This is a genomic window from Devosia sp. MC1541, from assembly GCF_012847305.1.
Lineage (GTDB): Bacteria > Pseudomonadota > Alphaproteobacteria > Rhizobiales > Devosiaceae > Devosia.
Genome location: NZ_JABBDZ010000001.1, coordinates 292,283 through 317,023 on the forward strand (window position 1 = coordinate 292,283; position 24,741 = coordinate 317,023).

Consider the following 24,741-nt stretch of genomic DNA (forward strand, 5'->3'; position numbering starts at 1 on the left):
ATCACCATAAGCATAATATTGACGATTCGCAGAGCACGTTTTCGTGCACTACACAAAAGAAACAAGGGGATGTTTCCATCCCCTTGTTCAAACTAGCCTTTCGGCAGATCAGTTACCTGTTGCAGGTGCTGCCGGAGCTTCAGCCGGAGCCACTGGGACCGGTAGGTCTGTGGCCGACTGCGCCGGAGCCGCAGGAACAGGAAGATCACCTTGCAGAGCATTCAATGCGTCAAGAACGGTCGAAGGCTGGGAGCCATCGGAGTTGGTGACAGCATTATCGAGAATGCTTGAGGTGCCGCGATCCAGCTCTGCCAGAATGGTCAGGCCGATTGCAGAAACAAAAAACAGGGTTGCCAGAATAGCGGTCGTGCGGGTCAGCAGGTTTGCCGATCCGCGCGCGGATACGAGACCCCCACCGGAGTTGCTACCGCCAATACCAAGGGCACCGCCCTCTGAGCGCTGGATCAAGATAACGACGATCAGCGCCAGCACGATCAGCAGATAGGCGACTAGCAGGACGTTGGCCATTGAACTTCTGTCTTCGCGTCATTCTGAGCATGCCAAGGCACTGCTCAGGTTGAAAAGGATGTCGGGCTCTTACACCCGTCGAACGGCAAATGCCAGCCGGTCCGTGAATTTTCAACGGAACCGAGTGGCGCTTCGCCTGATCTATACCGCCGAGATAATAGTATAGAAGTCTTTTGCCAAGAGGCTTGCGCCCCCGACGAGCCCACCATTGACATTTTCAATGGCCAAAATCTCGCGAGCGTTCTGCGGTTTCAGCGATCCACCGTAAAGAATCTGGATCGTCGCGCCGGTCTCACCAAAGCGATCAACCAGCTGCGCACGGATAGCGTCGTGAATTTCTGCGATGTCAGCCGAGTTCGGAGTGCGACCCGTTCCAATCGCCCAGATTGGCTCATAAGCCACCACAACACTGTGCTGCCCGGCCGCATCCGGCAGTGACGCTGCCAACTGTGCAGCGACAACGCTCACGGCTTGCCCAGCATCGCGCTGTGCTTCGCTTTCACCAACACATACGATCGGCTTCAAACCTGCACCAATTGCAGCTTCTGCCTTGGCGCGGACCATGTCATCGCTTTCGCCGTGGTCGGCACGGCGCTCAGAATGGCCCACGATCACATATTGGGCACCAGCGTCAGCCAACATCGAAACTGAAATATCGCCCGTGTGCGCGCCAGCATTTGCCGTGTGACAATCCTGTCCACCGGCCAAAATGCCACTAGAAGCGCCCTGCTCCGCCACTGCATGCAACAAAGTTGCGGGCGGGCAAATGCATACCAAAGCGCGTGGAGCCTCGCCTGTTGTCAATAATTGTGCGAGTTCACTAATCTCTGAGAGGGACTGCTTGAGCCCGTTCATCTTCCAATTTCCCGCGATCAACGGTGTAATGGTGGTCAATTGAAGTGCTCCTACCTCTTGCGCCGACGAGGGGTTTGCCATAACCCCGCAAGTCGGATTGTCTCTACTCATCTGCCCTTACACGTTTGGTAAGGGACTGGGCAAGGAACTGGAACGTACGAAATGCTCGATGGTTTGCGCGGTTTTGCAAAATCTTGGCCTGGTAAGATCATGGGCGCGTTTTTGCTCGTGGGCGTCGCAGGTTTCGGGATCAACAATGTTATCCTCGATCTTGGTAGCAATACCGTAGGCCGAGTGGGCGATGAAGAGATCAGCGGCAAAGACTTTTTCCGCACTTATCAGCAGCAGCTGAACCAGCTGACACCGACCATGGGCACTATGCCGACGACCAGTCAGGCAAGCGCAATGGGCGTACCTTCTTCGGTGCTGATGCGTCTGGCAAACGAAGCTGCGATTGATTCTCTTTCTAACAGCTTTGGTCTGGGCGTCACTGAAGCCAAGCTCGCGCAGCTTCTGCGTGAAGATCCATCCTTCTTCGGCACCTTGGGCAATTTTGATCCGCAGGTTTTCCGCGCCGTGTTGCAAAACTCTGGCATGACGGAAGCCGAATATTTTGACTCCGCGACGAGCATGGCGCAGCGCGAGCAACTAACCCAGGCTATGTTTGTCCACACCAAACTGCCGAGTGTGGCCGCTGACCTCATCAACAGCTACGCCAACACCACCCGCGCTATCGACTACTTTGCGCTCACCGATGCAAATATCGAAACGCCAGCTGAGCCGACCGAGGAAGAGCTGAAGGCTTATCTCGCCGAGCATCAGAACGAATACCGCACCATCGAAACCCGTAAGGTTCGTTTGTTCGACCTGTCGATTCCGGCGCTCGCCGCGACGATCGACGTGCCGGAAGCTGACATTGCGGCCGAGTACGAAGCGACCAGCGCGAACCTGACGACCCCAGAGCAGCGGACTATTCAGCAGCTGGTTCTCAACACTCCTGAACTGCAGACCGCCTTTGCAGAGGGCCTTGCCAGCGGCGCGACGTTTGAAGACCTCGTTGCCCAGGCGGGTGTAACCCCAACCACTCTCGGCACCCTGCCACGCAGCGCCATCAACGACGCTCGCCTTGGCGACGCGGCTTTCGCTCTCAACGCGGGTGAGTTTGCGATCATCCCAGGCATTGGTGGCGAACGCGCCGTCTTCGCATCAGAAATCATTGCTGAAGCCCGCCCAACGCTGGAAGAAGCAAGCGAGCAGATCAAGACCCGCCTGGCTCAGGCCAAGGCCCGTACCGAAGTCAACGAAATCCTCGATCAGGTTGAAGAACTGCGTGCAGCCTTCCAGCCACTCGACCAAATTGCCGAACGCTTCAACCTGCCGGTTTATGAAGTTGATCTCACCGCATCGGGTGCTGAGCTCTCCGTCTTGCCGAACCTTGCAAACGACGACCGCAACCGCGTTTCGCAGGCGATCTTTGCCGCTCAGATGGACAAGCTGACCCCAGCTATCCCGGTCACTGGCAACGCCCACGTTTGGTTCGACCTGCTCAACATCGCACCGGTCCGCGACGAAACGTTTGAGGAAGTGCGCGAAGAAATCACTGCAGCCATCACGCAGGAACGCGTTGAAGCGGCAATGACTGCGCTTGGCGAAGACATCGTCGCGCGTCTCGACGCCGGCGAAACACTCTCCGACATCGCGATGAGCCTTTCGACCTTCCCGCAGATCAGCTCCCCCTTCACGCGCTTTGGCTCGGAAGATGGCACGATTGATCAGGTCACAGCCGCTGCCGTCTTCGCTGGCGGCGCTGAGCACCGCGGTACGGTCATCAATCAGAACGGCGAATTCATCGTCTTCGAAGTGATGGACAGGTCCACACCAGCAGAACCTCTGCAGGCGGAAATCGTTGATAATCTCAACGCTGAAGTCCAGAACGATCTCTTCGGTGACTTTATCAGCGCCGTACGTGATGACGCTGGCGTTCGTGTGAACGAACAGGCGATGACCAACATCATCACCCAGAACTTCGGCCAGTAACGGTTCCTTTCAACTCTCGGAAACTACAAAATGACGCCCGACTTTGATCAGACATTCAGCGCCCAATACGACGCAGGAAAGTCTGGCATCGTCTGGCGTCGCATCGTGGCAGACCTTGAGACGCCGATCGGCACCTATCTGAAGCTGGCAGCCGACCGCACCCACACCTTCCTTTTGGAAAGTGTTCAGGACGGCACCAAGCGTGGTCGGTATTCGATCATCGGTCTTCAGCCAGATCTGCTGCTCAAGGTCGAAAACGGCACCGCCTCGATCAATCGCTCCGCCCAAACCGATCCCGACGCCTTCGTGCCTGTCGACGCGCTTCCGCTCGATGCTCTGCGTGATCTCGTGGCCGAAAGCGCCATCGACATGCCGAGCCAGTTGCCGCCCCAATCGGCAGGCGTCTTCGGCTATTTGGGCTATGAAATGGTGCGCTATATGGAGCGCCTGCCCAATAGCAATCCCGATGAGCTCGGCACCCCTGAAGCCGTGCTGATGCGCCCATCCCTGCTGGCGATTTTCGACACGCTCAAGGATGAACTTTACCTCACCGCACCCGTCTATGTGAAAGACGGCGTCTCGGCGGCGCAGGCGCTTGCAGCGGCCGAAGATCGTATCGATGATGCAATAGCGCGCCTGTCACGCGCTCTCCCCGCCACGCCCGCCGTCGCTGACCTTGAGTCGATTGAGGTCACCAGCAACACCACCGAGGAAGAATTCTTCGGCATGGTCGCCAAGGCCAAGGACTACATCACGGCTGGCGATATTTTCCAGGTCGTCCTCAGCCAGCGATTCTCGGCTGAGTTCACCCTGCCCCCGACCGCGCTCTATCGGGCGCTGCGCCGAACCAATCCAAGCCCCTATATGTATTTCCTCGATTTCGGTGGTTTTGCAGTCGCTGGCTCCAGCCCCGAAATTCTGGTGCGCGTGCAGGATGGCGAAGTCACCATTCGTCCAATCGCAGGCACGCGTAAGCGTGGCGCGACGCCGATCCGCGATCAGGAATTGGCGGAAGAACTGCTCTCCGATCCAAAGGAATTGTCCGAGCACCTCATGCTGCTCGATCTGGGCCGCAACGACGTTGGTCGTGTCGCCAAGCCGGGCACGGTAAAAGTCACGGACAAGTTCTTCCTCGAATATTATTCCCACGTCATGCACATCGTTTCCAACGTTGTGGGTGAACTCGACCCCGTCAACGACTTCGTTGATGCGCTCTCTGCTGGCTTCCCGGCTGGCACGGTATCTGGCGCGCCAAAGGTCCGTGCGATGGAAATCATCGACGAGCTGGAACAGTCCCGTCGTGGCATTTACGGCGGTTGCGTCGGCTACTTCGGCGCCGATGGCACAATGGACACCTGTATCGTCCTGCGCACCGGCATCGTGAAGGACGGCAAGCTTTACGTTCAGTCTGGCGCGGGCATTGTTGCCGACAGCAAGCCCGAACTTGAACAACTAGAATGCCAGAATAAGGCAAGAGCCCTTTTCAGCGCTGCTGAAGAAGCGCTACGATATGCAGGCGAACCGAGAGTGGGCCAATAATGCTGGCTCATTCCGTGGTTGTAGACGCAAGAGATAGGTCTGACATGGATTTTCGATGGCGAGGCTGGTGCTGAAACAGGGCGTTTCGCTTTGGCGAGAGAGCCCGGTGTTTTCGTTTTCAGACACCCTCAGGACTTGAGTGCAATGACCAAGACCCTCGTTATCGATAACTACGACAGCTTCACCTACAACCTCGTCCACTATCTCGCCGAGCTCGGCGCTGACATCACCGTCAAGCGCAACGACAAGATCACGCTCGATGAGATCGCCGAAATGACCCCCGAGGCCATCGTGCTCTCGCCCGGCCCCTGCACACCCACCGAAGCCGGCGTCTGCCTCGACGTTATCGAGCGCTTCAAGGGTGAAATCCCCATGCTCGGCGTCTGCCTCGGCCATCAGGCCATTGGCCAGGCTCTCGGCGGCGATGTTGTCCGCGCCCCAACCCTGTTCCATGGCAAGACTAGCAAGATCAATCACACCGGCAAGGGGCTTTTCCGTGGCCTCAATGCTGGGTTTGACGCCACGCGCTATCACTCGCTCATCGTCAAGGCCGACACGCTGCCTGATGAGCTTGAAGTCACCGCCACCACCGATGATGGCCTGATCATGGGCATGCAGCACAAGTCACTGCCCATTCACGGCGTGCAGTTCCACCCGGAAAGCATCGCCAGCGAAAATGGCCACGCCATGCTGCAAAACTTCCTGAACCTTGCCCGTGATTTCAACGCCCGAAAGGCTGCGTGATGGATATCAAGCAAGCTCTCGGCAAAATCGCTTCCGGTAAGGATCTCACCGGCGAAGAAATGCGCTCAGTGATGCGCATCATCATGTCCGGCGAAGCGACAGCCGCCCAGACTGGCGCATTCCTCATGGGCATGCGCATCAAGGGCGAGACCTCTGGCGAAATCGCCGCTGCGGTCTCGATCCTTCGCGAAAAGATGATCCCAGTCGAAGCCCCTGAAGACGCCGTCGACATTGTCGGCACAGGCGGCGATGGTCACGGCACCCTCAATATCTCGACAGCTTCCGCCATCGTCACTGCTGCGCTCGGCGTTCCTGTCGCCAAGCATGGCAATCGCGCGTTGTCGTCCAAATCCGGCTCCTCGCAAGCGCTTGAAGCCCTCGGAATCAAGCTCGATCTGGCACCTGCCGAAATTACCCGCTGCATCACCGAAGCCGGGATCGGCTTCATGTTTGCGCCCAATCACCATCAATCGATGAAACACGTTGGCCCGGCCCGCACTGAACTCGGTGTTCGCACCATGTTCAACCTTTTGGGCCCACAGTCGAACCCAGCCAATGTGCGCCGTTACGTTCTCGGCGTCTTCGCTGAAGAATGGGTCGAGCCGGTCGCGCAAGCCCTTCTCGCCAATCGCGCCACCAAGGCATGGGTCGTTTATGGCTCGGATGGGCTGGACGAACTCACCATCACCGGCAAGAGTTTTGTAGGCCAAATTGCCAATGGCGACCTGCGCAGCTTTGAGGTCTATCCTGAGCAAGCGGGGCTCAAGCAGTATCCGCTGGAGGAGATTCTGGGAGGAACTCCTGAAGAGAACGCTCAGGCCATCCACGCTTTGCTGGACGGTGCACCCGGCGCATATCGTGACATCGTCCTCCTCAACGTCGCTGCGGCGATGATTGTGGCCGACAAGGCCGAAGACCTAGAACAAGGCGCTGCAATGGCCGCACATGCCATCGACAGCGGGAACGCAAAACAAACCCTCGCCCGCCTCGTGGCGGTATCGAACGGACGAGCGTGATGACTGATATTCTCAAGCAGATCGAGCATTATAAGCGCCAGGAAATTGAAGCCGCCAAAGCGGCTCGTCCTTGGAACGAGGTCGTGGCCCAAGCGCACGATCAGCCCAAGCCTCGCGGCTTCCTCAATGCGCTCAAAGCCAAGCGTCGCGCCGGCGAATACGGCCTGATCGCAGAAGTCAAAAAGGCGAGCCCCTCCAAGGGCCTCATTCGCCCCGACTTCAACCCAGCGCAACACGCCCGGGATTACGAAGCCGCTGGCGCGGCCTGTTTGTCCGTCCTCACCGACGGCCCGAGCTTTCAAGGCAAGCCAGAGTTTTTGATTGAAGCGCGCGGCGCTACAAATCTGCCGGCCCTGCGCAAAGACTTCCTCTTTGAAACCTATCAGGTCGCCGAAGCCCGCGCTTGGGGCGCGGACTGCATTCTCATCATTCTCGCGGCGGTTGGCGACGACACGGCGCGCTATCTTCTCGATAGCGCCAATGAGTGGGGCATGGACGCGCTGATCGAAGTGCATGACCAGCTCGAACTCGACCGCGCTCTGGCGCTGGACGGCAAGTTCATCGGCGTCAACAACCGCAATCTGCGCACTTTCGAGACGACCCTCGATACCACCGTCAAACTCGCCACCGGCGTCCCCGATGATGTGCTCCTCGTCAGCGAGAGCGGCATCGTCAATCACGAGCACATCAAAATGCTCGACCAGACTTGTGGCGTTACCACCTTCCTCGTGGGCGAGAGCCTTATGCGTCAGTCCGACGTCGTCGCTGCAACCCGCACCCTTCTTACCGGCAGCGCAGCTTGATGACCAAGGGCCTTACCCACCTGAATGCCAAGGGCGAGGCCCACATCGTCGACATTGGTGACAAAGCGGTTACACGCCGCCGTGCCGTCGCACAGGCGCGGCTCAATGGCGAAGCCAGCACCATCACGACCATACTCGGTGGCGGCCTTAAAAAGGGCGACGCCCTCGCCGTTGCGCGCGTGGCTGGCATCATGGCCGCGAAAAAGACCGCCGACGTCATCCCTCTCTGTCACCCGATCCCGCTAACCAAGGTTAGCGTCGAGATCGAGGGCGATAGCGACACCTCTATTCTCATCCGCGTCACCGCCGAGACCACGGGCCAGACCGGCGTCGAAATGGAAGCTTTGGTCGCCGCGTCGACCACAGCATTGACCCTTTACGACATGGCAAAGGGTATCGACCGCGCTATGGTCATCTCAGACCTCTGCTTGGTGGAAAAATCCGGCGGCAAATCCGGCGATTATCAGCGCACACCATGAGCCTTCTCCCTGTCGACGACGCCCTAACCGCTATTTTGGCCCGCGTTCCTGCGGTCCAATCGGAAACAGTCGCCTTACAGGACGCTCTTGGTCGTGTGCTCGCGGGCCCAGTTATGGCCCTGCATGACCAGCCTCCTTTTGACGCCAGCGCCATGGACGGCTACGCCATGCGTGCTGCGGATGTTACCGAAACCGCCTTGTTGCGCGTCATCGGCATGTCGCAAGCGGGCGCGGGGTTTTCGGGTACAGTTGGCGCGGGCGAAGCCGTGCGCATTTTCACCGGCGCGCCCGTTCCACCCGGCGCCGATACAGTCATCATGCAGGAAGAAGCAGTGCGCGAAGGGGATTTCGTCCGCTTCACCGCCCCTGCCCGCTTTGGCCACAGCGTTCGCCCCAAGGGGAACGATTTTCACACCGGACAAGTGTTGCTGGAAGCCGGAACCCAGCTGACGCCCATGCAGATCGCAGTCGCGGCCGCCGCCAATTGCGCCACGCTCACCCTCGCCCAACGACCCAAGATCGCTCTGGTCGCCACCGGCGACGAACTCGTTCTTCCCGGCAATCCACTCGGCCCTGATCAGATCGTCGCGTCGAACTCGTTTGGCCTGAGCGCTCTGCTCACGCCTTACGCCTCGAGCGTCGACGATTTCGGCATCATCCCGGATGATGACGATGTGTTGCGTAACCGTCTTGCTGTTGTTTTTGCCAGTGAACCCGACATTGTCATCACCACCGGTGGTGCCTCGGTCGGCGAACACGACCTCGTTCAAGGCGCGCTCAAAGACCTCGGTGTCGAACTGGATTTCTGGCGCATCAACATGCGTCCCGGCAAGCCGCTGATGTTCGGTACACGCGGCAGAACACTCGTCTTCGGCCTTCCGGGCAATCCGGTTTCGGCCATGGTCACCGCGCTCGTGTTCATCGTGCCAGCGCTTCGTCATTGGCTTGGACAGGCTCAGGCCGAAGCCAGGACGTTACCATTGGCGGCACCAACGCCACCGAACACAGCCCGCCGCCATTTTATGCGCGCCAAGCTCATCCACACCGCTATGGGTCCGAAATTGTTACCAATTTCCCAGACCGACAGCGGCCATACATCGGCGCTCTCTCAAGCCGATATGCTGATCATTCAGCCCGAGCACGACCCTGGCCAAGCGGAAGGCGCGCTGGTCCGCGCCCTGCCGATTTAAGAGATACGCTGGCTCGCCGCTGCGGGCTTTTTCCGTCCCGTGTGCCAACGAATTTTGATCCCCTTGGAGAGCAACTTTAGCGCCTCCACATAGATCCCACCCGTAACTTTGAGCGTCATCAATGGGTGCGAAAAGAATAGCGACTTCAGAACTTTATCGGAGAAATCCTGCCGTGTTCCGGTGAAAGCCGCGTAAAGCAGTGGTTCCCGATTTTGCGTCTCGTTGATGGCCACCATCACCCGCTCGCCCGGCAAAACCAGACGGAAATTATAGACGCAATCCATATCGATGAAGGGCGAAACGTAAAAACCCTTCTCGGCGCTCTGTTCGATATCGTTAGCGCCCAACACATAGGTGTGCCGCTCTTTAAATGTATTATGGACCTCATAAATGGTGGCTATCGGCGCGCCATTTTCATCGTCGCAATACCAGACGGTCAGCGGATTAAACACGTAACCCAAAATGCGCGGATAGCATAGAACGCGAATCCGGCTCGGCTTGGCAAACCCTGCCTCCGTCAGCCGCCCTTCTGCCCAGTCCCGAAGACTGCCACCATCTCCATGGTCCGCATCGAGAAACGAGAACAGAGCCCGCCGATTATGCCCAAAGTGCTTGAGCGTATTGAGCAATGGCAGCTCGTCGAGATCGATGAGCAGAGAGAAAACACGGTATTTCAGCGCGTGTTTCTTGGGGCGATGGCGCTGATGCACCACCTCCCCAACATAGATCGCCGAATTGACGATTTGCGTCATGCCACCAGAGCTTCCGCCGGTGCCAGCGTAATCCGGCCAGACTGGTTCTTGACCGACCAAGGCCGTGGCAGCGACCCCATGGCTTCCGCCGCCGCAAGGCCCGACTGTAAACCATCTTCATGGAAGCCACGGCCGAAATGCGCGCCTGCGTAGAACGTGTTCTGCAGGCCCTGAATGCGCCAGAGGTTTTCCTGCGCGTGAATAGCAGCGGAATCGAACAAGGGATGGGTGTAATCGAAACGGGCGATTTCCCCCTGCGCTTCGCGCGCCGGATTGAGGGTCACAAAAATATCGTCACCCTTGAAATTCTGCAGCGCGTTCATCCAATAGGTAACGCAAAGGCTTTCGGTGTGGCCGTCATTTTCGCCGACATAATTCCAGCAGCACCAGATATTACGGCGGCGCGGCATAAAGCTTTTGTCCTTATGGACGACAGCCAAATTGTGGGTGTAGCGGAACGCACCGAGCAAAGCCTGCTCACTACCATCTGGCGCATCGAGCATTGCGAGAGCCTGATCCGCATGGCTGGCGATCAAAATCTTATCGAAACGATCAGAGTGCCCAGACCCGTCAATAACGGTCACCCCACGCCCGTCACGAACCACCTTGGCGACTGGCGTATTGAGCCGGATTTCGCCAGCAAATTCACGTGCAAGAGTTTGCACGTAATTACGGCTCCCGCCTGTCACCGTGCGCCAATCGGGGCGCTGCAACAACGTCAGCAGGCCGTGGCTTTCAAAGAAACGCACGAAGGCCAGCAGCGGGTAAGAGCGTATGTCTTCAGCGCTGGAGGACCAGATCGCCGCCGCCATCGGCAACAGGTGACCGTCAACGAACGAGTCCGAATAGTTTTGGCGTCGCAGATATTCGTCCACGGTCAGTCCGCGAATTTCACTGCGCGAGAGATCGCGCGGCGCTTCGCGATAGAAACGCAGAATATCGCGGAACAATTGCCAGAAGCGCTTGCGGAACATGTTCCGGCGCTGACCCAACATGCCATTGAGCCCCTCGCCGCAATATTCAAACTCGCCATTATCCAGCGAAGCCGCAAACGACATAACCGTCCGCTCACTAGCAACGCCAAGGTGATCGAACATGGCTTCGAGATTGGGGTAATTCTTGTTGTTATAGACGATGAACCCTGTGTCCACCGGCCCGGTGCCTGGCACGTCAATGGTGTTGGAGTGCCCACCCAAACGGTCTGCCGCTTCATACAAGACGACGTCGTTGGTTTTGCTCAGGAGCCAGGCGGCCGACAATCCGGAGATACCACTCCCCACAACAGCGATCCTTTGACGGAGCGGTTGAGCGCCAGAGAACGGTGCAGGTTCGTGATACATATATAGAGGTCCCTTGAAGTGTCATCAGCACTACGCAGATACAACGCGATTGGATCATCAAAGGTGACGCAGAGCTTTCTCGCTGCCGCCATTTTTTCCTGAGCGGCGAGTGATCCAAGTTTTATGTGATGCCGTAATTGAGGCATGACACTTGCGATTTACCCCGATACGGGACCGTGCGAGAGTGCTGCTTTTCCACCTAGCCGTAACAACATGTTACGCGCTGCAAATGGGCGTGGCCGCGTGACGAGTAATATCCCGAAAACGAGCGATGCGACAGAGAACGAGCTGGTTACCAGTTGCCTGGTAGCGGTCGCCGAAAGCCGCGACGTGGCGGCCTTACGTAAGATATTCACTCTCTATTCGCCTCGCATTCGTGCCTATCTCATCAAGCATACGCGGGACGTCCAGGCGGCCGAGGATTTGGTGCAAGAGGTCATGCTCGCCATATGGCGCAAAGCCGAGCAGTTTGACCCCATGCGCGGGTCCGCTGCTGCATGGATTTTCGCCATCGCGCGCAACACCTATATCGACGCCTGGCGCCGCCAGAAGCGTCCTGAATTCGACCTGAATGACCCTGCCCTCATGGCCGACCCGGAACCGGAGCCGACGGACATCTTAGTTCAGAGGCAACGACAAGACGCAGTTCAAAAGGCCATGCAAACTCTACCACAGGAACAGATCGACCTGATCAAGCTCTCGTTTTTCGAAGAAGCGTCGCACAGCACCATTGCCAAGCAATTGAGCTTGCCGATCGGCACCGTAAAATCCCGCATTCGCCTCGCCTTCGGGCGCCTTCGCACGGCATTGGAGGACCTGAAATGAGCCTTCATCACCACACAAGCGAAGCGCTACTGCTCGATTACGCATCCGGCAATCTGGCCGAGGGTTGGTCATTGGCAATCGCCACACACTTGGCCATGTGCCCAGAGTGCCGCCAGCGCCTCGACATCATCGAAGCCACTGCTGGCGCGCTTTTGGCCGAGATCGCGCCCGTCGCCGGTCCTGCTGACGCATGGGAAAGCTTTGCCGAACGCTTGGAAGTCGAACCCGCACCACGAGCTGCCAAACCGGTACGTGACGAACAGGTTACTGTTGGCGAAATCCCGCAGCCTCTCCGCGACTATGTTGGGCGTTTCGATCAGATCAAGTGGAAGCGCGTCGGCAATGCGCATCAGGTCATTTTGCCCATCAATGATGGGGAAACCATGGTTCGCCTGCTCCGCATCCCTGCGGGCAAGCCTGTCCCTGAACACAGCCATGGCGGGCGCGAGCTTACACTCGTTCTCCAGGGCAGTTTTCACGATGAAGTGGATCGTTTCGGCCCCGGCGATCTTGAAGAAGCAGACGGCTCCCTCACGCACCAGCCCATCGCTGGCACGGACATGGACTGTATCTGCCTAGCGGTTACTGACGCACCGCTCAAATTTAGCTCGCGACTGGTTCGCTTTATGCAACCGTACCTCGGCATCTAAGGAGTGCAAAATGGCTGGTTTCTCTATCGGCACGCTGTTAGCGGCCTATTTCGGCGCGGCTGCGTTATTCTTCGCGGTTGATTTTATCTGGCTCGGCTTCCTCGCTATCGGTTTTTACCGTAGCGAGATCGGCCACCTCCTGCTCGACAAGCCGAACATGACCGCAGCAGTGGTGTTCTATCTCTTCTATGTGATCGGGATTGTCGGCTTCGCCATTTTGCCGGCCCTCAACGCCAATTCTTGGGTTTGGGCTTTGGTCGCAGGCGTTGCGCTGGGTCTGATTGCCTATGGCACATACGACTTCACCAATCTGGCGACACTGAAAGATTGGTCTTGGAAGGTAACCGTTGTCGACCTGATTTGGGGCGGCGCAATCACTGGTGGCGCCGCCGTTGCAGGTTACTTCGCCGCGCGGCTCACTGTTTGAGCCGCTTAGTCAAGGCAAACGAAATGGGTTTTGGCAGCCATGCCAGAACCCGCAAAGGCCAGATCAGCCGACGCGGGAAAGCGATCTCAAAGTGCTTACCCTTGAGCCCCTTCAAGATCCGCTGTGCCGCAGCTTCGGGCTCCAAAATAAACGGCATCTCAAAGTTATTCTGATCGGTCAGACGGGTCCGAACAAAGCCCGGCGTAATCAACCGCACATCGACATTGGGCTCCAGCTCAACGCGCAGGCTCTGCGCCAGATTGACGATCCCAGCCTTCGTCGCTGAATAGACCTGCCCATTGGGCAATCCAAAAATTGCTGCAGCCGAACCAAAGAGCGCCAACTGCCCGCCGGGCTTGAGGTTCTTCGCGCCAACACGCGCAACATTGTAGGTTCCGGTCAGATTGGCGACGATAATGTCTTCAGCTTTTTTCTGGTCGGCTGCCAGCACTGGACCAGGATCATAGATCGCCGCCGTGGTGATGATGCAGTCGAATGGGCCATGTGCCCTAGCCGCGTCTTCAAGCGATTGCGGATCAACCACATCGGCAACCGCAAAACTATGCCGCGGCCCGAGAATAGCGACCACTTTCTCTAGCGCCTCGGCATTGCGCCCACTGATGGTAACCTCGGCCCCATCGTCGGCATAGGCCTGCGCAAGCGCTGCACCGATCCCGCTACTGCCACCAATAATCCAAACTTTTTGGATGTTCGCCATCGCGTAATATCTCCTGTGTCAGAGACACTACGCAGCTGGCTCAAGGATGGATGCTTAGGCGGCCAATATTATCGGCGGTCTTAGCGCTACAACCTCACAATCGCGCCCCGTCAGTGTCAAAAGCCAATGCGGCCCCAGCCTCTATGCCAACATCTATGTGCGCACCATTGGTAATCCGTGCGTGACCCTTTTGTTGAATGGTCAGCTTCGTCTCTCCGTCACTGCCGACGGCATAAACATAGGAAACGCCGCCGAGCTGCTCGACCACCTGCGCAGTTGCCGTCAGGCGTTCGCTACTCTCCTCGACCGCGCAGAAATGCTCGGGCCGTATGCCAATTGTTACCTTTTGCCCAAGCACTGCTTTTCCTGTAAATATGCCGGTACTCGCGGAATATCTCCGATAAGCTCCCAATTTTGGGACAAGGAGGTGGTCATGAACAAGGATCAGCGCGAGATCGCGCGCAAGCTTCGCATTATTCAACATGCGGACCAGGCTGGTGATGTTTCCAAGACCTGTCGTTATTTTGGTATTGGCCGCAGCAGCTTCGAACGCTGGCAAGCAGCCTACCGAAAGCATGGTGGTTCAGGTTTGGTAAACCGCCCCCGCTTCCGAAATGGCACGCCAATCGGACGCCGATCGAGATCAAGGAGAAGGTGCTTCATCTTCGAAGCCAGTACCACCTAGGTCCCATTCGGATCGTCTGGTATCTGGCGCGCTACGATGGCATCAAAATTTCAGTCGCAACGGTCTCACGGATACTCAAGCGCAACGGCGTAAACCGCCTTCCACGAGGTACCCGTTTACGGAAGGTACACACCAAGTGGTACAACAAGCAGGTACCTGGTCACCATATCCAGATGGACGTCAAGTTCCTGACATTTAAAGGAGAAAAGGGAGAGAAATTCCGCCGCTTCCAATTTGCCGCCATCGATGACGCAACCCGCGTACGGGCGCTCAAGATCTATGAAAAGCACACCCAGGCCAACGCAATCGACTTTGCCGACCACATCATCAAGACTTTCCCATTGCGCATCCGCGAGATCAGAACCGACAATGGTCATGAAATCCAGGCGAAGTTCCACTGGCATGTCGAGGACCACGGCATTCGCCACGCCTATATCAAGCGCGGCACGCCGCAGCTGAATGGCAAAGTCGAGCGTTCGCATCGATGCGATCAGCAGGAGTTCTACCAACTGCTCGACTACAAGGGCGACGTCGACCTAGAAGCCAAACTAGATGAATGGGAGCGCTTTTATAACTTCGCCAGGCCACATGGCGCGTTCAATAGCAAGACACCTTACGAACCGCTTCGCGAAAAGCTATAATCCCACCCAGAGCTGACCCGACAGTACCTGCACCTTACAATCATGTTGAACTCAGAGGCCAAATACACTTGGCCCTTGGGCATCATGCAGTATCAGGGACAATACGGAACCGACTGGCCACGCGTTCTGGCCTATCTATCCCTCTCTATTCTGCCCGCCATCATCTTCTTCCTCGCGGCCCAACGCTACGTTATCTCAGGGCTCACAGGCGGAGCCGTTAAGGGCTAATGCAAACGAAAAGGCCGGCCTCAAAATTGAGACCGGCCTTTTCAATTCAACAAGTGCGTCCGCTTAGATCTGCGGCACAACCTTGCTCGCATCAATCTGGCTTGGACGGCCAGCGATGTTGAGCTTGGCGATACGCGGTTCGGTGCGGGAAATCACCTTACCGCCCTTGATTACAGCCAGACGCGTTGCCTTGAGGCGGATCGCTTCAATGCTGTCTGAGGCCTGCAGCAGGACCATGTCGGCCTTGCAGCCTACTTCAACGCCATAGCCTTCCAGATGCATGATCTTTGCCGGAGCGGTGGTGATCGCCTCAAAGCACTGACGCATCGCGGCGCGGCTGGTCATCTGCGCCACGTGCAGCCCCATATCCGCGACTTCGAGCATGTCTGCATGGTTGAGCGAATACCACGGGTCCATCACGCAGTCCTGGCCAAAGGCGCTGTTGATGCCGTAGCTCAGGAGTTCGGGGAACCGGGTCATGCCGCGACGCTTTGGATAGCTGTCGTGACGGCCCTGAATAACGATGTTGATGCGTGGGTTCGCCGTCGCCGAAACACCCGCTTCAGCCATCATCGGCAGCAGCTTGGACACATAGTAATTGTCCATGGAGTGCATCGAGGTCAGGTGCGAAGCATTCACACGACCGTTGAGGCCCAAACGCTGGGTTTCATAAGTCAGCGCTTCGATGTGGCGCGAGTTTGGATCGTCGGTCTCGTCGCAGTGGATGTCGACGAGAAGCCCGCGCTTTTCAGCGATTTCGCACAGCGCCTTCATGCTCTTAGCACCGTCTTCCATGGTGCGTTCGAAGTGCGGAATACCGCCCACGATCTCAACACCCATGTCGAGCGCGCGGTTCAGCAGCTCCACAGCGCCCGGATAGCGATAATAGCCGTCCTGCGGGAAGGCGACGAGCTGCAGATCAATATAGGGCGCGACAAGGCGCTTCACTTCCAACAGCGCTTCCACGCCCAAGAGGCGATCATCGCAAATATCAACGTGCGTACGGATCGCCAGCAGACCCTGCGAAACCGCAAGATCGCAATAGGCCAGCGCGCGCTCAATAACGGCTTCCTGCGTAAGAAGCGGCTTAAGCTCGCCCCAGATCTTGATCCCGTCGAGCAGCAGCCCGCTTTCGTTCATGCGCGGCAGGCCGAGCGATAGCGTCGCATCCATATGGAAGTGAACGTCGACGAATGGCGGCGCCACCAGCTGATTGCCGGCGTCGATAATTTCGCCCGCTTCACCACCGAGGTTCTTCTCAATGGCAGTGATGCGGCCGTCCTTCACGCCAATGTCCACGCCCGTGCGGCCATCAGGAAGGTTGGCATTGATAATCTTGAGATCGAACATAAGGGTACTCGCAGGAAATTAGTGACGCTGGCCTTTGAACCATGGCTGCAACAGCGCGCGCGGATAGTCCGCACGTCGCGCAACCAGAACCAAGGCTACGATGGACAGCAAATAGGGCAGCATCAGGAACACCTGCCCGGGAACAACTTGGCCGATTTCGGCCTGCAGACGGATTTGGAAGGCGTCGAAAGCACCGAACAGCAGCGCCCCGAGCAAAGCCTTGCCCGGCTGCCAGGAGGCGAACACCACGAGCGCGATACAGATCCAGCCACGGCCGTTGACCATGCCAAAGAAGAAGGCGTCGAAGGCCGACATGGTGAGGAACGCCCCACCCAGCGCCATCAGCGCCGAGCCAGCAACAACCGCACCAATGCGCAGCGCTTGCACCGAAAGCCCCTGCGCTTCAACCGAAGCCGGGTTGTCGCCCACAGCGCGGATCGCCAGCCCAAGCGGGGTGCGATAGAGCACGAAGGCCACAAGGATCACGAAGGCAATCGCCAGCATGGTCAGAGAAGTCTGCTGGAACAGCGCCGGGCCGATGAATGGCAGGTCCGAAAGCACCGGAATATCAAGCGGCTGGAACGGGGTAATACGCGGTGGCGAGGTCACATTCGGCAGCGCCGTGCGATAGGTGAAGTAGGATAGGCTGGTCGCCAAAAGCGTAATGCCAATGCCCGACACGTGCTGCGATAGGCCGAGCACAACGGTCAGCCCAGCATGCAGCAGGCCGAAGATCGCACCAACCAGCATGGCAACGATAACGCCGCCCCACAGCCCTGCTCCGAGGAACACGGCGAGCCAACCGGCCATGGCGCCAGCAACGAAAATGCCCTCAATCCCGAGATTGAGCACCCCTGCCCGCTCACAGATCAGCGCGCCCAAGACGCCAAAGATCAGCGGCGTGGCGATACGGATTGCTGCAGCCCAGAAATTGGCCGAACCGATGATTTCGAATACGACGTCCATTCTTACGCCTCCGCACCAGACTTGGCTTTGCGTTCAAAGCGAACGCGGAAGCGCAGGAAGAATGTACCGACCAGCACACAGAGCAGCGACAGCGCCACAACGAGGTCAGCGAGATAGTTCGAAATGCCGGTCGCACGGCTCATCGAGTCCGCACCCACAAAGACCGAGGCCACGAACAGCGCCGCAAACACGGTGCCAATCGGCGAAAGCCCCGCAAGCATGGCCACGACAATCCCCGAATAGCCAAAGCCCGGCGAGAGATCAGCCGAGAGATAGCCCTTTACGCCTGCAACCTCGGACACACCGGCAAGACCGGCGAGACCACCCGAAATTAGCGCCACTTTCAGCATGGTCGCATTGACCGGGATGCCTGCGAACTTAGCCGCATCGCGGTTCTCGCCCACGGCCTTGATCTCGAAGCCGAGCACGGTCTTGCGCACGAGAATCCAAAGAACAATGGCCGCGCCAATACCGACGATCAGCCCCCAGTGCATCCGCAGACGGGGAATGAGCTTGGAGAATTTTGCTTCCGCGTCGAGCGGGATGGATTGCGGCCAGCCCATCGCCAGAGGGTCTTTCAACGGCCCTTCGATCAGCATCTGCACAAAGAGAATAACGACGAAGTTCAGCAGTAGCGTAATTACCACCTCATCAGCGCCAAAGCGCTGCTTGAGCATGGTTGGCACCACCATCATCATGCCGCCGCAGATAAAGCCCGCGATCATCACCGTTGGGATCATCAACGCTGGCGGCATCTGCAGCAAGCCGCTCCCAACGAGCACCGCCGCGAGCGCGCCTATATAGAGCTGGCCTTCCGCGCCGATATTCCAAAGCTTCGCCCGGAACGCGACTGCGCAGGCGAGCCCGGTCAGGATAAGCGGCGTCGCCCGGTTCAGCGTTTCGGAAAACGCGAACATCGAGCCAAACGCGCCCTGCACCATCAGGCCATAGGCCGTAATCGGGTTTTGCCCCGCAGCCAGAACAGGAATAGCCACCAGCAAGAGCGCGGCAATGCCGGAGCCAAGCGAAACCAGCAGTTTGAGCGCGACAGAAGCGTCAGCGCGGTTTTCAAGACGCAAACTCATGCTGCCTGCCCTGCCATCAACAAACCAATCGTACCGCGGTCGAGCTTTTCGCTAGGGCCAGCGTCGCTGACCTCCCCGGCGTGAACCACAAGGAAGCGATCCGCCAGCGCGAACAATTCGTCCAGGTCTTCCGAAATCACCATCACGGCGGCGCCACGGTCACGCGCTGCAATAATGCGGCGATGGACTTCCGATTGCGCGCCAACGTCGAGGCCGCGTGTGGGCTGGTTCGCCAGAATAACGCGCGGCAAACGCTCCAAAACGCGCGCCAAAATCAGCTTCTGCACATTGCCGCCAGAGAGCAGCCGCGCTTCGGCGTCCGGCCCCGGGCAACGCACGTCATAGGCCGCAATCGCTTCCGTCGCGTGCTCCTGCATGGCTTTACGATTGAGCAGGCCATAGCGCGAGTACGGCGCGCTGCGCACTTCCTCAATGGCAATATTGTCGGCAACACTCATCGTGCCAACAACGCCGTCATGCTGGCGGTCTTCCGGCATACGCGCCACACCAGCCTGAACCAGCGCACGCGGGTCCGCCTTGGTCAGCGCTTCGCCGTAAAGACGCACTTCGCCAGCATCCGGAACAGCAAGCCCCGAGATCAGTGCCGCAATGCCCGATTGGCCATTGCCCGACACACCGGCCAGACCGATGATTTCGCCAGCCTTGAGTTCAAAGCTGACATTGCGCAGCGATTGACGGGTCGAGCCCTGCTTGAGCGACACATTGGCAAAGCTCATCAGCGGCTCGCGCGGCGTTGCGGGCGTGCGCTTCACTTCAGCCACAGCCTTGCCCACCATCAAATCGGCAATATCGCGCCGATCAGAATTTGCAGTGACGAGCTCACCCGCCTTGCGGCCGCCCCGCAGAACCAGAATACGGCTCGATACGGAGAGCACTTCTCCCAGCTTGTGAGAGATAAAAATAACGCCCAGCCCATTCGCAGCCAAGCGGCGCAGAACGGTGAAGAGCCCTTCGGACTCTTGTGGGGTCAGAACCGCGGTGGGTTCATCCAGAATAAGCACGCGGACATTGCGATAGAGCGCCTTCAAGATTTCAACGCGCTGCTTTTCGCCTACGGTGAGGCTGGCGACAGGACGGTCGAGGTCCACATCAAGCCCACTCTCCGCAATAATGGCTTCCACCTTCTTGCGCGCCGTAGATTTGCCGCCAAGCGCAAACATGCCCTCGGTGCCAAGACGAATATTGTCGAGCCCGCCGAGGTTTTCCGCCAGCGTAAAATGCTGGTGGACCATGCCAATACCGGCTTTCAACGCCGCGCCAGGCGAACCGGCAGGCAAAATTTGAAGGCCAGCCTCGCTCGCAACACGAACCACACCCTCATCCTGCACATAGTGCCCGAAGAGAATGTTCATCAATGTCGTCTTGCCGGCGCCATTTTCCCCCAGAAGGGCTAGGATTTCGCCCCGCTTGAGACTGAGATTAATCCCGTCATTCGCGGTGAGTTTGCCAAAGCGCTTGGTGATACCCTCAAGTGAGAGCACCACATCCCCCTGTTGGTCGGTCATTGCCGCCCCCAAAAAATAGAATAGGCCGGGCGTGGGAAAACCCACACCCGGCCAGAAAAAGGATTACATGCTGGAGCTTGGTTCAGCGTCGTTGATGTCGACCTTGAAAGTACCAGCAAGGATTTCAGCTTCCTTGGCCTTAGCGGCAGCTACTGCTTCCGCACCAGCAAGCGCTTCATCATAAACTGCGCTCGAACCACCGTGCTCGAGGAAGGCATAAATGCCGTAATCCGAAGCGGTGAAACTGCCAGCCTTAATGTCGGCAATTGCTTTGTTGATCATTGGCTCGCCGTGCCACAGCGCCGACGCCAGAATGGTGCCTGGGTAATCCGCTGCGGTGTCGATCACGTTGCCGATGGCCAGAACGCCGCGTTCCTTGGCAGCGTCAGACACGCCAAAACGCTCTGCGTAAAGAATGTCAGCGCCCGCATCGATCATAGCGAATGCCGATTCCTTGGCCTTCGGAGGATCGTACCAGGAGTTGATGAAGCTCACCGAGAACTTCACCTCTGGGTTGACCGAGAGTGCGCCCTGCATGAAGGCATTCATCAGACGGTTCACTTCTGGAATAGCGTAACCACCGATCATGCCGATCTTATTGGTTTCGGTCTTCATGCCCGCAACCATGCCGGTCAAATAGCTTGGTTCTTGGATGAAGTTGTCGAAGGTGGCGAAGTTTGGCTCAACTGGCTGGAGCGAGGACCCCATCAGGTACATCACTTCTGGGTATTCTTCCGCAACGGCACGCGCTGGCTGTTCAACGCCGAAGGCTTCACCGATCACCAGCTTAGCGCCCTGCTCCGAATATTCGCGCATGACGCGTTCATAGTCGGTGTTCGACACGTTTTCCGAATACACATATTCGATCTCGCCGCGTTCCTGCGCTGCGATCAGCGCGAGATGGAGGCGCGATGCCCACTGCTGCTCAACCGGAACGGTCCACACAGCTGCAATCTTGGTCACATCCTGCGCCAATACCGACCCGGTCAGCGACAGAGCTGCGACGCCGAGTGCGGCCGCCGAAAGAAAGGCGCGTCGACCGAATTTCGTTAGAGCGGTCATTTTAACCCCCAATGAGTGTGCAAAAAACGAACAAAAATCTCTCCTGCCTATCTAGCGAGCGAACACGCTTGGTTGGCAAGTTGAAAATTAAGGTTTTTTAAATCTGTTCCGTCTTGCTGACGAGTCGCATTTGCTCCTCAACGCCGCACTGTGCCTGTGACGCGTTTACGCATGTTTGGGGCTCGGGCTTGGATCGGCCAAAATCACACATCTATGCATGCGCATATTACAGCCGTTTGGCAGTTCTGACAGGAACATGGCAACACTTGCAGAACATTTGAGGAACACATATAGTCGTTCCGTCTATGTTCCGATTCTGGGTCTGGGGCCGATGCTGACGAAAAAACAACACGAATTGCTGATGTTCATCCATGAGCGGATGAAGGAGAGCGGTATTCCTCCGTCATTCGACGAGATGAAGGATGCGCTTGATCTGGCGTCCAAATCCGGCATTCATCGTCTCATCACTGCCCTCGAAGAGCGCGGCTTTATCCGCCGCCTTCCCAATCGCGCCCGTGCGCTCGAAGTGGTGAAGCTACCGGATTCGATGAACCCGACCTTGGGCGGCCGCAAGGCAAAGTTCGAGCCCAGCGTCATTGAAGGCACTCTCGGCAAGGTCGCCGCGCCCCCAGCGCGTGCACTTCCATCCGCCGCTGACGATTATGCGCGCCCCATCTCCATTCCGGTTATGGGCCGCATTGCAGCAGGCACGCCCATTGAGGCAATCCAGACCCACTCGCACACCATCGCTGTACCGCCAGAAATGCTCGGCTCAGGCGAACACTACGCATTGGAAGTGCGCGGGGATTCGATGATCGACGCAGGCATTTTTGATGGCGACACGGTCCTCATCAAAAAGCAGGATACGGCTTCAAACGGCGAAATCATCGTGGCCCTTGTCGACGATGAGGAAGCAACCCTGAAGCGTCTGCGCCGCAAGGGCGATACGGTCGCTCTGGAAGCGGCAAACCCGGCCTATGAAACCCGTATCTTCCCGCCCGATCGGGTCCGGGTTCAAGGCCGTCTGGTCGGCCTGATGCGGAAGTACTGAATTGGCGGAGGGGCAAGTTGAAAAACTCTGCCCCTTTGTTCTGCGCAGCGTTGGTTCTTGTAACACGCCTCCACGATACTCCCCGCGCCCCGGAGTGGCGTATATTCTTCCAACGCCCGCTCGCCGACCTTCGACATCACAGGCGCTGAGCCAGTACACGCGCAAAGCCGAGCATTGCGCTCACGGCTAAGCCCGAGCGCCGCCTCCATTTTCATATATCCCCGCTCTAAAGAACGCGCCCCTTCGCGCCCTAAAAGGCCATGTCCGCGCCAAAGCTGACGCCCATAAGTGCCAGCCAAAAGCCACAGATAGGCCAATCGCGGCCACGCTGGCTGGACGCATAAAAAGGCCCGCTTTCGCGGGCCCTTTCTCACGCATATCGCGCTTAGTGATTGTCGCGTGGCAGACCTTCGGTCTGGGCAATGCGCTGGTACTTGTCGGCACCACGCAGAATGGCGCCGTCGCCCAATTGGCCGACCAGGCCGCGTTGGATTTCCTGCCAAGGGGTCTGATGCTTGGGGAATTTATATCCGCCCTCTGCATTCAGATCCAAACGGCGAGCAGCGATTTCCTCGTCCGAGATGAGGATGTCAGCTTCCCCCTTATTGAGGTCGATCCGCACCCGGTCGCCCGTCCGCAGGATCGCGAGGTTGCCACCAGCCGCCGCTTCAGGCGACGCGTTGAGGATCGAAGGCGAACCCGACGTGCCCGACTGACGACCATCACCGATACAAGCAAGGGACGAAATGCCCTTCTTAATCAGATAGCTAGGCGGACGCATGTTCACGACTTCCGCAGCGCCTGGATAGCCGATTGGCCCCGCACCGCGCATGAACAGCAGCGTGTGTTCATCGATAGCGAGCGAGGGATCGTCGATCCGGTGGTGATAGTCTTCAGGACCATCAAACACCACCGCCTTGCCCTCAAACATGCCCGGATGCTGCGGATCCGAGAGATAGCGCTCGCGGAACTCGGGGCTGATCACCGAAGTCTTCATAATGGCGTTGTCGAAGAGGTTCCCGCGCAACACGAGGAAGCCCGCTTCCGCCTTCATCGGATTGTCGAAATGACGGATGACCTTGTCGTCTTCAATCGGACGATTTCGGCAGTTTTCGCCAATCGATTTGCCGTTCACGGTTGGGGCGTTCTCGTGGATAAGCTTTTGTTTCATCAGCTCATTCACCACCGCAGGCACACCGCCCGCGTGGTAATAGTCCTCACCGAGATATTCACCCGCTGGCTGCAAGTTCACCAAGAGCGGCACCTTGTGCCCATGCTCCTGCCACTCGTCGATATTGAGGTCGACACCAATATGCTTGGCAATCGCATTGATATGGATTGGCGCATTGGTCGAGCCGCCGATGGCCGAATTGACCACGATAGCGTTGAGGAAGTTTTCCTTGGTCAGAATGTCCGATGGCTTGAGGTCTTCACGAACCATCTCTACCGCACGCTTGCCAGTGCGATAGGCCATTTCCTGACGGTCACGATAAGGCGCTGGAATCGCTGCTGAACCCGGCAACTGCATTCCGAGAGCTTCAGCCAGCGAGTTCATCGTTGTCGCTGTTCCCATGGTGTTGCAATAGCCAGTCGACGGGGCCGAAGACGCAACCAGTTCAATGAACTTTGGATAGTCGATCTCGCCAGCGGCGAGCAGCTGGCGGGCCTTCCAGACGATGGTGCCAGAACCCGTGCGTTCGCCCTTATGCCAGCCGTTCAACATCGGGCCAACCGAGAGAGCAATCGCCGGAATATTGACCGTCGCCGCGCCCATCAGCATGGCGGGTGTGGTCTTGTCGCAACCAATGGTCAGCACCACGCCGTCCAGCGGATAGCCGTAGAGAACTTCCACGAGGCCCAAATAGGCCAGGTTACGGTCAAGACCTGCCGTCGGGCGCTTACCGGTTTCCTGAATCGGGTGAACCGGAAACTCAATGGCGATACCGCCTGCTTCGCGAATACCTTCGCGCAGACGTTCAGCCAGAACGATATGGTGACGGTTACAAGGGCTTAGGTCGGAGCCGGTCTGCGCGATGCCGATGATCGGCTTGTCGGACTGCAGCTCTTCGCGCGACACACCATAGTTCATGTAGCGCTCAAGATAGAGCGCGGTCATGTCTGGATTGTCGGGATTATCGAACCACGCACGCGAGCGCAGCTTCCGGCCGCCATTGCCGCTGTTATCTACCGTCATAGATCAATTCCTTGGTTCTCCGCCCTGCGGAGCACTGGGGTCTGTTTGCT

The 24,741-nt window shown here is 57.9% G+C and carries 24 protein-coding genes and 2 pseudogenes; 14 read left to right on the forward strand and 12 right to left on the reverse strand.

What is annotated here, in order from left to right:
- Positions 1-108 precede the first annotated feature (108 nt).
- Positions 109-528: a preprotein translocase subunit SecG gene (secG, locus tag HKD40_RS01340; protein WP_169193918.1), complete on the reverse strand. Its 420-nt coding sequence runs from the start codon at positions 526-528 to the stop codon at positions 109-111.
- Between the two features lie 141 nt (positions 529-669).
- Entirely contained in the window at positions 670-1,422 is a 753-nt protein-coding gene (gene tpiA, locus HKD40_RS01345) for a triose-phosphate isomerase (RefSeq protein ID WP_169193919.1), read from the reverse strand.
- A 123-nt stretch (positions 1,423-1,545) separates the two neighbouring features.
- On the opposite strand from tpiA, the gene HKD40_RS01350 reads away from it, so the two are divergent.
- The 7 genes from HKD40_RS01350 (at position 1,546) to glp (ending at position 9,191) form a co-directional block, all read left to right on the forward strand.
- On the forward strand, positions 1,546-3,420 hold the full coding sequence (locus HKD40_RS01350) for a peptidylprolyl isomerase (RefSeq protein WP_169193920.1): 1,875 nt from the start codon (positions 1,546-1,548) through the stop codon (positions 3,418-3,420).
- Between the two features lie 30 nt (positions 3,421-3,450).
- A complete protein-coding gene (trpE, locus tag HKD40_RS01355) occupies positions 3,451-4,959 on the forward strand; it encodes an anthranilate synthase component I (protein ID WP_169193921.1) in 1,509 nt (502 codons plus the stop codon).
- 144 nt (positions 4,960-5,103) lie between these two features.
- On the forward strand, positions 5,104-5,703 hold the full coding sequence (locus HKD40_RS01360; protein WP_169193922.1) for an aminodeoxychorismate/anthranilate synthase component II: 600 nt from the start codon (positions 5,104-5,106) through the stop codon (positions 5,701-5,703).
- Entirely contained in the window at positions 5,703-6,719 is a 1,017-nt protein-coding gene (gene trpD / locus HKD40_RS01365; protein WP_182395684.1) for an anthranilate phosphoribosyltransferase, read from the forward strand. Before HKD40_RS01360 ends, trpD begins: the two co-directional genes overlap by 1 nt.
- Entirely contained in the window at positions 6,719-7,522 is an 804-nt protein-coding gene (gene trpC / locus HKD40_RS01370) for an indole-3-glycerol phosphate synthase TrpC (protein ID WP_169193924.1), read from the forward strand. Before trpD ends, trpC begins: the two co-directional genes overlap by 1 nt.
- The gene (moaC, locus tag HKD40_RS01375) at positions 7,522-8,001 is read left to right on the forward strand and encodes a cyclic pyranopterin monophosphate synthase MoaC (protein ID WP_169193925.1); all 480 of its coding nucleotides are present in this window, start codon (positions 7,522-7,524) and stop codon (positions 7,999-8,001) included. Before trpC ends, moaC begins: the two co-directional genes overlap by 1 nt.
- Positions 7,998-9,191: a gephyrin-like molybdotransferase Glp gene (gene glp / locus HKD40_RS01380; protein ID WP_169193926.1), complete on the forward strand. Its 1,194-nt coding sequence runs from the start codon at positions 7,998-8,000 to the stop codon at positions 9,189-9,191. The genes moaC and glp overlap by 4 nt, the downstream gene beginning before the upstream one ends.
- On the opposite strand, the gene HKD40_RS01385 is transcribed toward glp, so the two are convergent.
- A complete protein-coding gene (locus tag HKD40_RS01385; RefSeq protein ID WP_169193927.1) occupies positions 9,188-9,943 on the reverse strand; it encodes a DUF1365 domain-containing protein in 756 nt (251 codons plus the stop codon). The genes glp and HKD40_RS01385 overlap by 4 nt on opposite strands.
- Positions 9,940-11,283, reverse strand: coding sequence for an FAD-dependent oxidoreductase (locus HKD40_RS01390; RefSeq protein ID WP_169193928.1), 1,344 nt, complete (start codon positions 11,281-11,283; stop codon positions 9,940-9,942). The genes HKD40_RS01385 and HKD40_RS01390 overlap by 4 nt, the downstream gene beginning before the upstream one ends.
- 243 nt (positions 11,284-11,526) lie before the next feature.
- Here HKD40_RS01390 and HKD40_RS01395 point away from each other — a divergent pair, with 243 nt between their 5' ends.
- From HKD40_RS01395 to HKD40_RS01405, 3 genes are read left to right on the forward strand one after another with little or no spacing between them, the layout of a single operon-like run.
- Positions 11,527-12,108 (forward strand): sigma-70 family RNA polymerase sigma factor, encoded by a 582-nt coding sequence (locus tag HKD40_RS01395; protein ID WP_349236778.1) that lies wholly within the window; start codon positions 11,527-11,529, stop codon positions 12,106-12,108.
- A complete protein-coding gene (locus HKD40_RS01400) occupies positions 12,105-12,758 on the forward strand; it encodes a ChrR family anti-sigma-E factor (RefSeq protein WP_169193930.1) in 654 nt (217 codons plus the stop codon). Before HKD40_RS01395 ends, HKD40_RS01400 begins: the two co-directional genes overlap by 4 nt.
- Positions 12,759-12,768: 10 nt before the next feature.
- Entirely contained in the window at positions 12,769-13,185 is a 417-nt protein-coding gene (locus HKD40_RS01405) for a DUF2177 family protein (protein ID WP_169193931.1), read from the forward strand.
- On the opposite strand, the gene HKD40_RS01410 is transcribed toward HKD40_RS01405, so the two are convergent.
- Both HKD40_RS01410 and HKD40_RS01415 read right to left on the reverse strand, forming a co-directional pair.
- Positions 13,175-13,903, reverse strand: a complete 729-nt coding sequence (locus HKD40_RS01410; RefSeq protein WP_169193932.1) for an SDR family NAD(P)-dependent oxidoreductase — start codon at positions 13,901-13,903, stop codon at positions 13,175-13,177. The genes HKD40_RS01405 and HKD40_RS01410 overlap by 11 nt on opposite strands.
- Positions 13,904-13,997: 94 nt before the next feature.
- Positions 13,998-14,480 (reverse strand): TOBE domain-containing protein, encoded by a 483-nt coding sequence (locus tag HKD40_RS01415; RefSeq protein WP_349236491.1) that lies wholly within the window; start codon positions 14,478-14,480, stop codon positions 13,998-14,000.
- On the opposite strand from HKD40_RS01415, the gene HKD40_RS17650 reads away from it, so the two are divergent.
- The 3 genes and pseudogenes from HKD40_RS17650 to HKD40_RS01425 form a co-directional block, all read left to right on the forward strand.
- Positions 14,379-14,588: a helix-turn-helix domain-containing protein gene (locus HKD40_RS17650; protein ID WP_349236502.1), complete on the forward strand. Its 210-nt coding sequence runs from the start codon at positions 14,379-14,381 to the stop codon at positions 14,586-14,588. The genes HKD40_RS01415 and HKD40_RS17650 overlap by 102 nt on opposite strands.
- Positions 14,527-15,229, forward strand: a pseudogene (locus HKD40_RS01420) (integrase core domain-containing protein); the annotation flags it as partial. The gene HKD40_RS17650 and the pseudogene HKD40_RS01420, both read left to right, overlap by 62 nt.
- A 39-nt stretch (positions 15,230-15,268) precedes the next feature.
- Positions 15,269-15,457: pseudogene (locus tag HKD40_RS01425) on the forward strand (carbohydrate ABC transporter permease); the annotation flags it as partial.
- Between the two features lie 63 nt (positions 15,458-15,520).
- Here HKD40_RS01425 and HKD40_RS01430 read toward each other — a convergent pair.
- From HKD40_RS01430 to HKD40_RS01450, 5 genes are all read right to left on the reverse strand, one after another.
- Entirely contained in the window at positions 15,521-16,807 is a 1,287-nt protein-coding gene (locus HKD40_RS01430; protein WP_169193935.1) for an amidohydrolase family protein, read from the reverse strand.
- A gap of 18 nt (positions 16,808-16,825) precedes the next feature.
- Positions 16,826-17,773, reverse strand: a complete 948-nt coding sequence (locus HKD40_RS01435) for an ABC transporter permease (protein WP_169193936.1) — start codon at positions 17,771-17,773, stop codon at positions 16,826-16,828.
- A 2-nt stretch (positions 17,774-17,775) separates the two neighbouring features.
- Positions 17,776-18,858, reverse strand: a complete 1,083-nt coding sequence (locus HKD40_RS01440; protein WP_169193937.1) for an ABC transporter permease — start codon at positions 18,856-18,858, stop codon at positions 17,776-17,778.
- Complete coding sequence (locus tag HKD40_RS01445; RefSeq protein WP_169193938.1) at positions 18,855-20,384, reverse strand: ABC transporter ATP-binding protein; 1,530 nt, start codon at positions 20,382-20,384, stop codon at positions 18,855-18,857. The genes HKD40_RS01440 and HKD40_RS01445 overlap by 4 nt, the downstream gene beginning before the upstream one ends.
- A 63-nt stretch (positions 20,385-20,447) precedes the next feature.
- Positions 20,448-21,446 carry a BMP family protein gene (locus tag HKD40_RS01450; RefSeq protein ID WP_169193939.1) on the reverse strand — a complete coding sequence of 333 codons (999 nt, stop codon included), beginning with the start codon at positions 21,444-21,446 and terminating at the stop codon, positions 20,448-20,450.
- Positions 21,447-21,777: 331 nt separating this feature from the next.
- On the opposite strand from HKD40_RS01450, the gene lexA reads away from it, so the two are divergent.
- The gene (gene lexA / locus HKD40_RS01455) at positions 21,778-22,497 is read left to right on the forward strand and encodes a transcriptional repressor LexA (RefSeq protein ID WP_169193940.1); all 720 of its coding nucleotides are present in this window, start codon (positions 21,778-21,780) and stop codon (positions 22,495-22,497) included.
- Positions 22,498-22,882: 385 nt separating this feature from the next.
- Here the strand turns inward: lexA and HKD40_RS01460 are convergent, their stop codons facing one another.
- On the reverse strand, positions 22,883-24,691 hold the full coding sequence (locus tag HKD40_RS01460; RefSeq protein WP_169193941.1) for an IlvD/Edd family dehydratase: 1,809 nt from the start codon (positions 24,689-24,691) through the stop codon (positions 22,883-22,885).
- Positions 24,692-24,741 lie beyond the last annotated feature (50 nt).

Bases quoted from the DNA above. Each gene is read 5' to 3' on its own strand.
- HKD40_RS01390 (WP_169193928.1), bottom strand. From the start codon at position 11,283: ATGTATCACGAACCTGCACCGTTCTCTGGCGCTCAACCGCTCCGTCAA.
- trpC (WP_169193924.1), top strand. From the start codon at position 6,719: ATGACTGATATTCTCAAGCAGATCGAGCATTATAAGCGCCAGGAAATT.
- lexA (WP_169193940.1), top strand. From the start codon at position 21,778: ATGCTGACGAAAAAACAACACGAATTGCTGATGTTCATCCATGAGCGG.
- trpD (WP_182395684.1), top strand. From the start codon at position 5,703: ATGGATATCAAGCAAGCTCTCGGCAAAATCGCTTCCGGTAAGGATCTC.
- HKD40_RS01385 (WP_169193927.1), bottom strand. From the start codon at position 9,943: ATGACGCAAATCGTCAATTCGGCGATCTATGTTGGGGAGGTGGTGCAT.
- HKD40_RS01450 (WP_169193939.1), bottom strand. From the start codon at position 21,446: ATGACCGCTCTAACGAAATTCGGTCGACGCGCCTTTCTTTCGGCGGCC.
- HKD40_RS01360 (WP_169193922.1), top strand. From the start codon at position 5,104: ATGACCAAGACCCTCGTTATCGATAACTACGACAGCTTCACCTACAAC.
- HKD40_RS01350 (WP_169193920.1), top strand. From the start codon at position 1,546: ATGCTCGATGGTTTGCGCGGTTTTGCAAAATCTTGGCCTGGTAAGATC.
- HKD40_RS01415 (WP_349236491.1), bottom strand. From the start codon at position 14,480: ATGCTTTCGGTAGGCTGCTTGCCAGCGTTCGAAGCTGCTGCGGCCAAT.
- trpE (WP_169193921.1), top strand. From the start codon at position 3,451: ATGACGCCCGACTTTGATCAGACATTCAGCGCCCAATACGACGCAGGA.
- secG (WP_169193918.1), bottom strand. From the start codon at position 528: ATGGCCAACGTCCTGCTAGTCGCCTATCTGCTGATCGTGCTGGCGCTG.
- HKD40_RS01405 (WP_169193931.1), top strand. From the start codon at position 12,769: ATGGCTGGTTTCTCTATCGGCACGCTGTTAGCGGCCTATTTCGGCGCG.
- HKD40_RS01460 (WP_169193941.1), bottom strand. From the start codon at position 24,691: ATGACGGTAGATAACAGCGGCAATGGCGGCCGGAAGCTGCGCTCGCGT.
- HKD40_RS01445 (WP_169193938.1), bottom strand. From the start codon at position 20,384: ATGACCGACCAACAGGGGGATGTGGTGCTCTCACTTGAGGGTATCACC.
- moaC (WP_169193925.1), top strand. From the start codon at position 7,522: ATGACCAAGGGCCTTACCCACCTGAATGCCAAGGGCGAGGCCCACATC.
- HKD40_RS01410 (WP_169193932.1), bottom strand. From the start codon at position 13,903: ATGGCGAACATCCAAAAAGTTTGGATTATTGGTGGCAGTAGCGGGATC.
- glp (WP_169193926.1), top strand. From the start codon at position 7,998: ATGAGCCTTCTCCCTGTCGACGACGCCCTAACCGCTATTTTGGCCCGC.
- HKD40_RS01430 (WP_169193935.1), bottom strand. From the start codon at position 16,807: ATGTTCGATCTCAAGATTATCAATGCCAACCTTCCTGATGGCCGCACG.
- HKD40_RS01440 (WP_169193937.1), bottom strand. From the start codon at position 18,858: ATGAGTTTGCGTCTTGAAAACCGCGCTGACGCTTCTGTCGCGCTCAAA.
- HKD40_RS01400 (WP_169193930.1), top strand. From the start codon at position 12,105: ATGAGCCTTCATCACCACACAAGCGAAGCGCTACTGCTCGATTACGCA.
- HKD40_RS01435 (WP_169193936.1), bottom strand. From the start codon at position 17,773: ATGGACGTCGTATTCGAAATCATCGGTTCGGCCAATTTCTGGGCTGCA.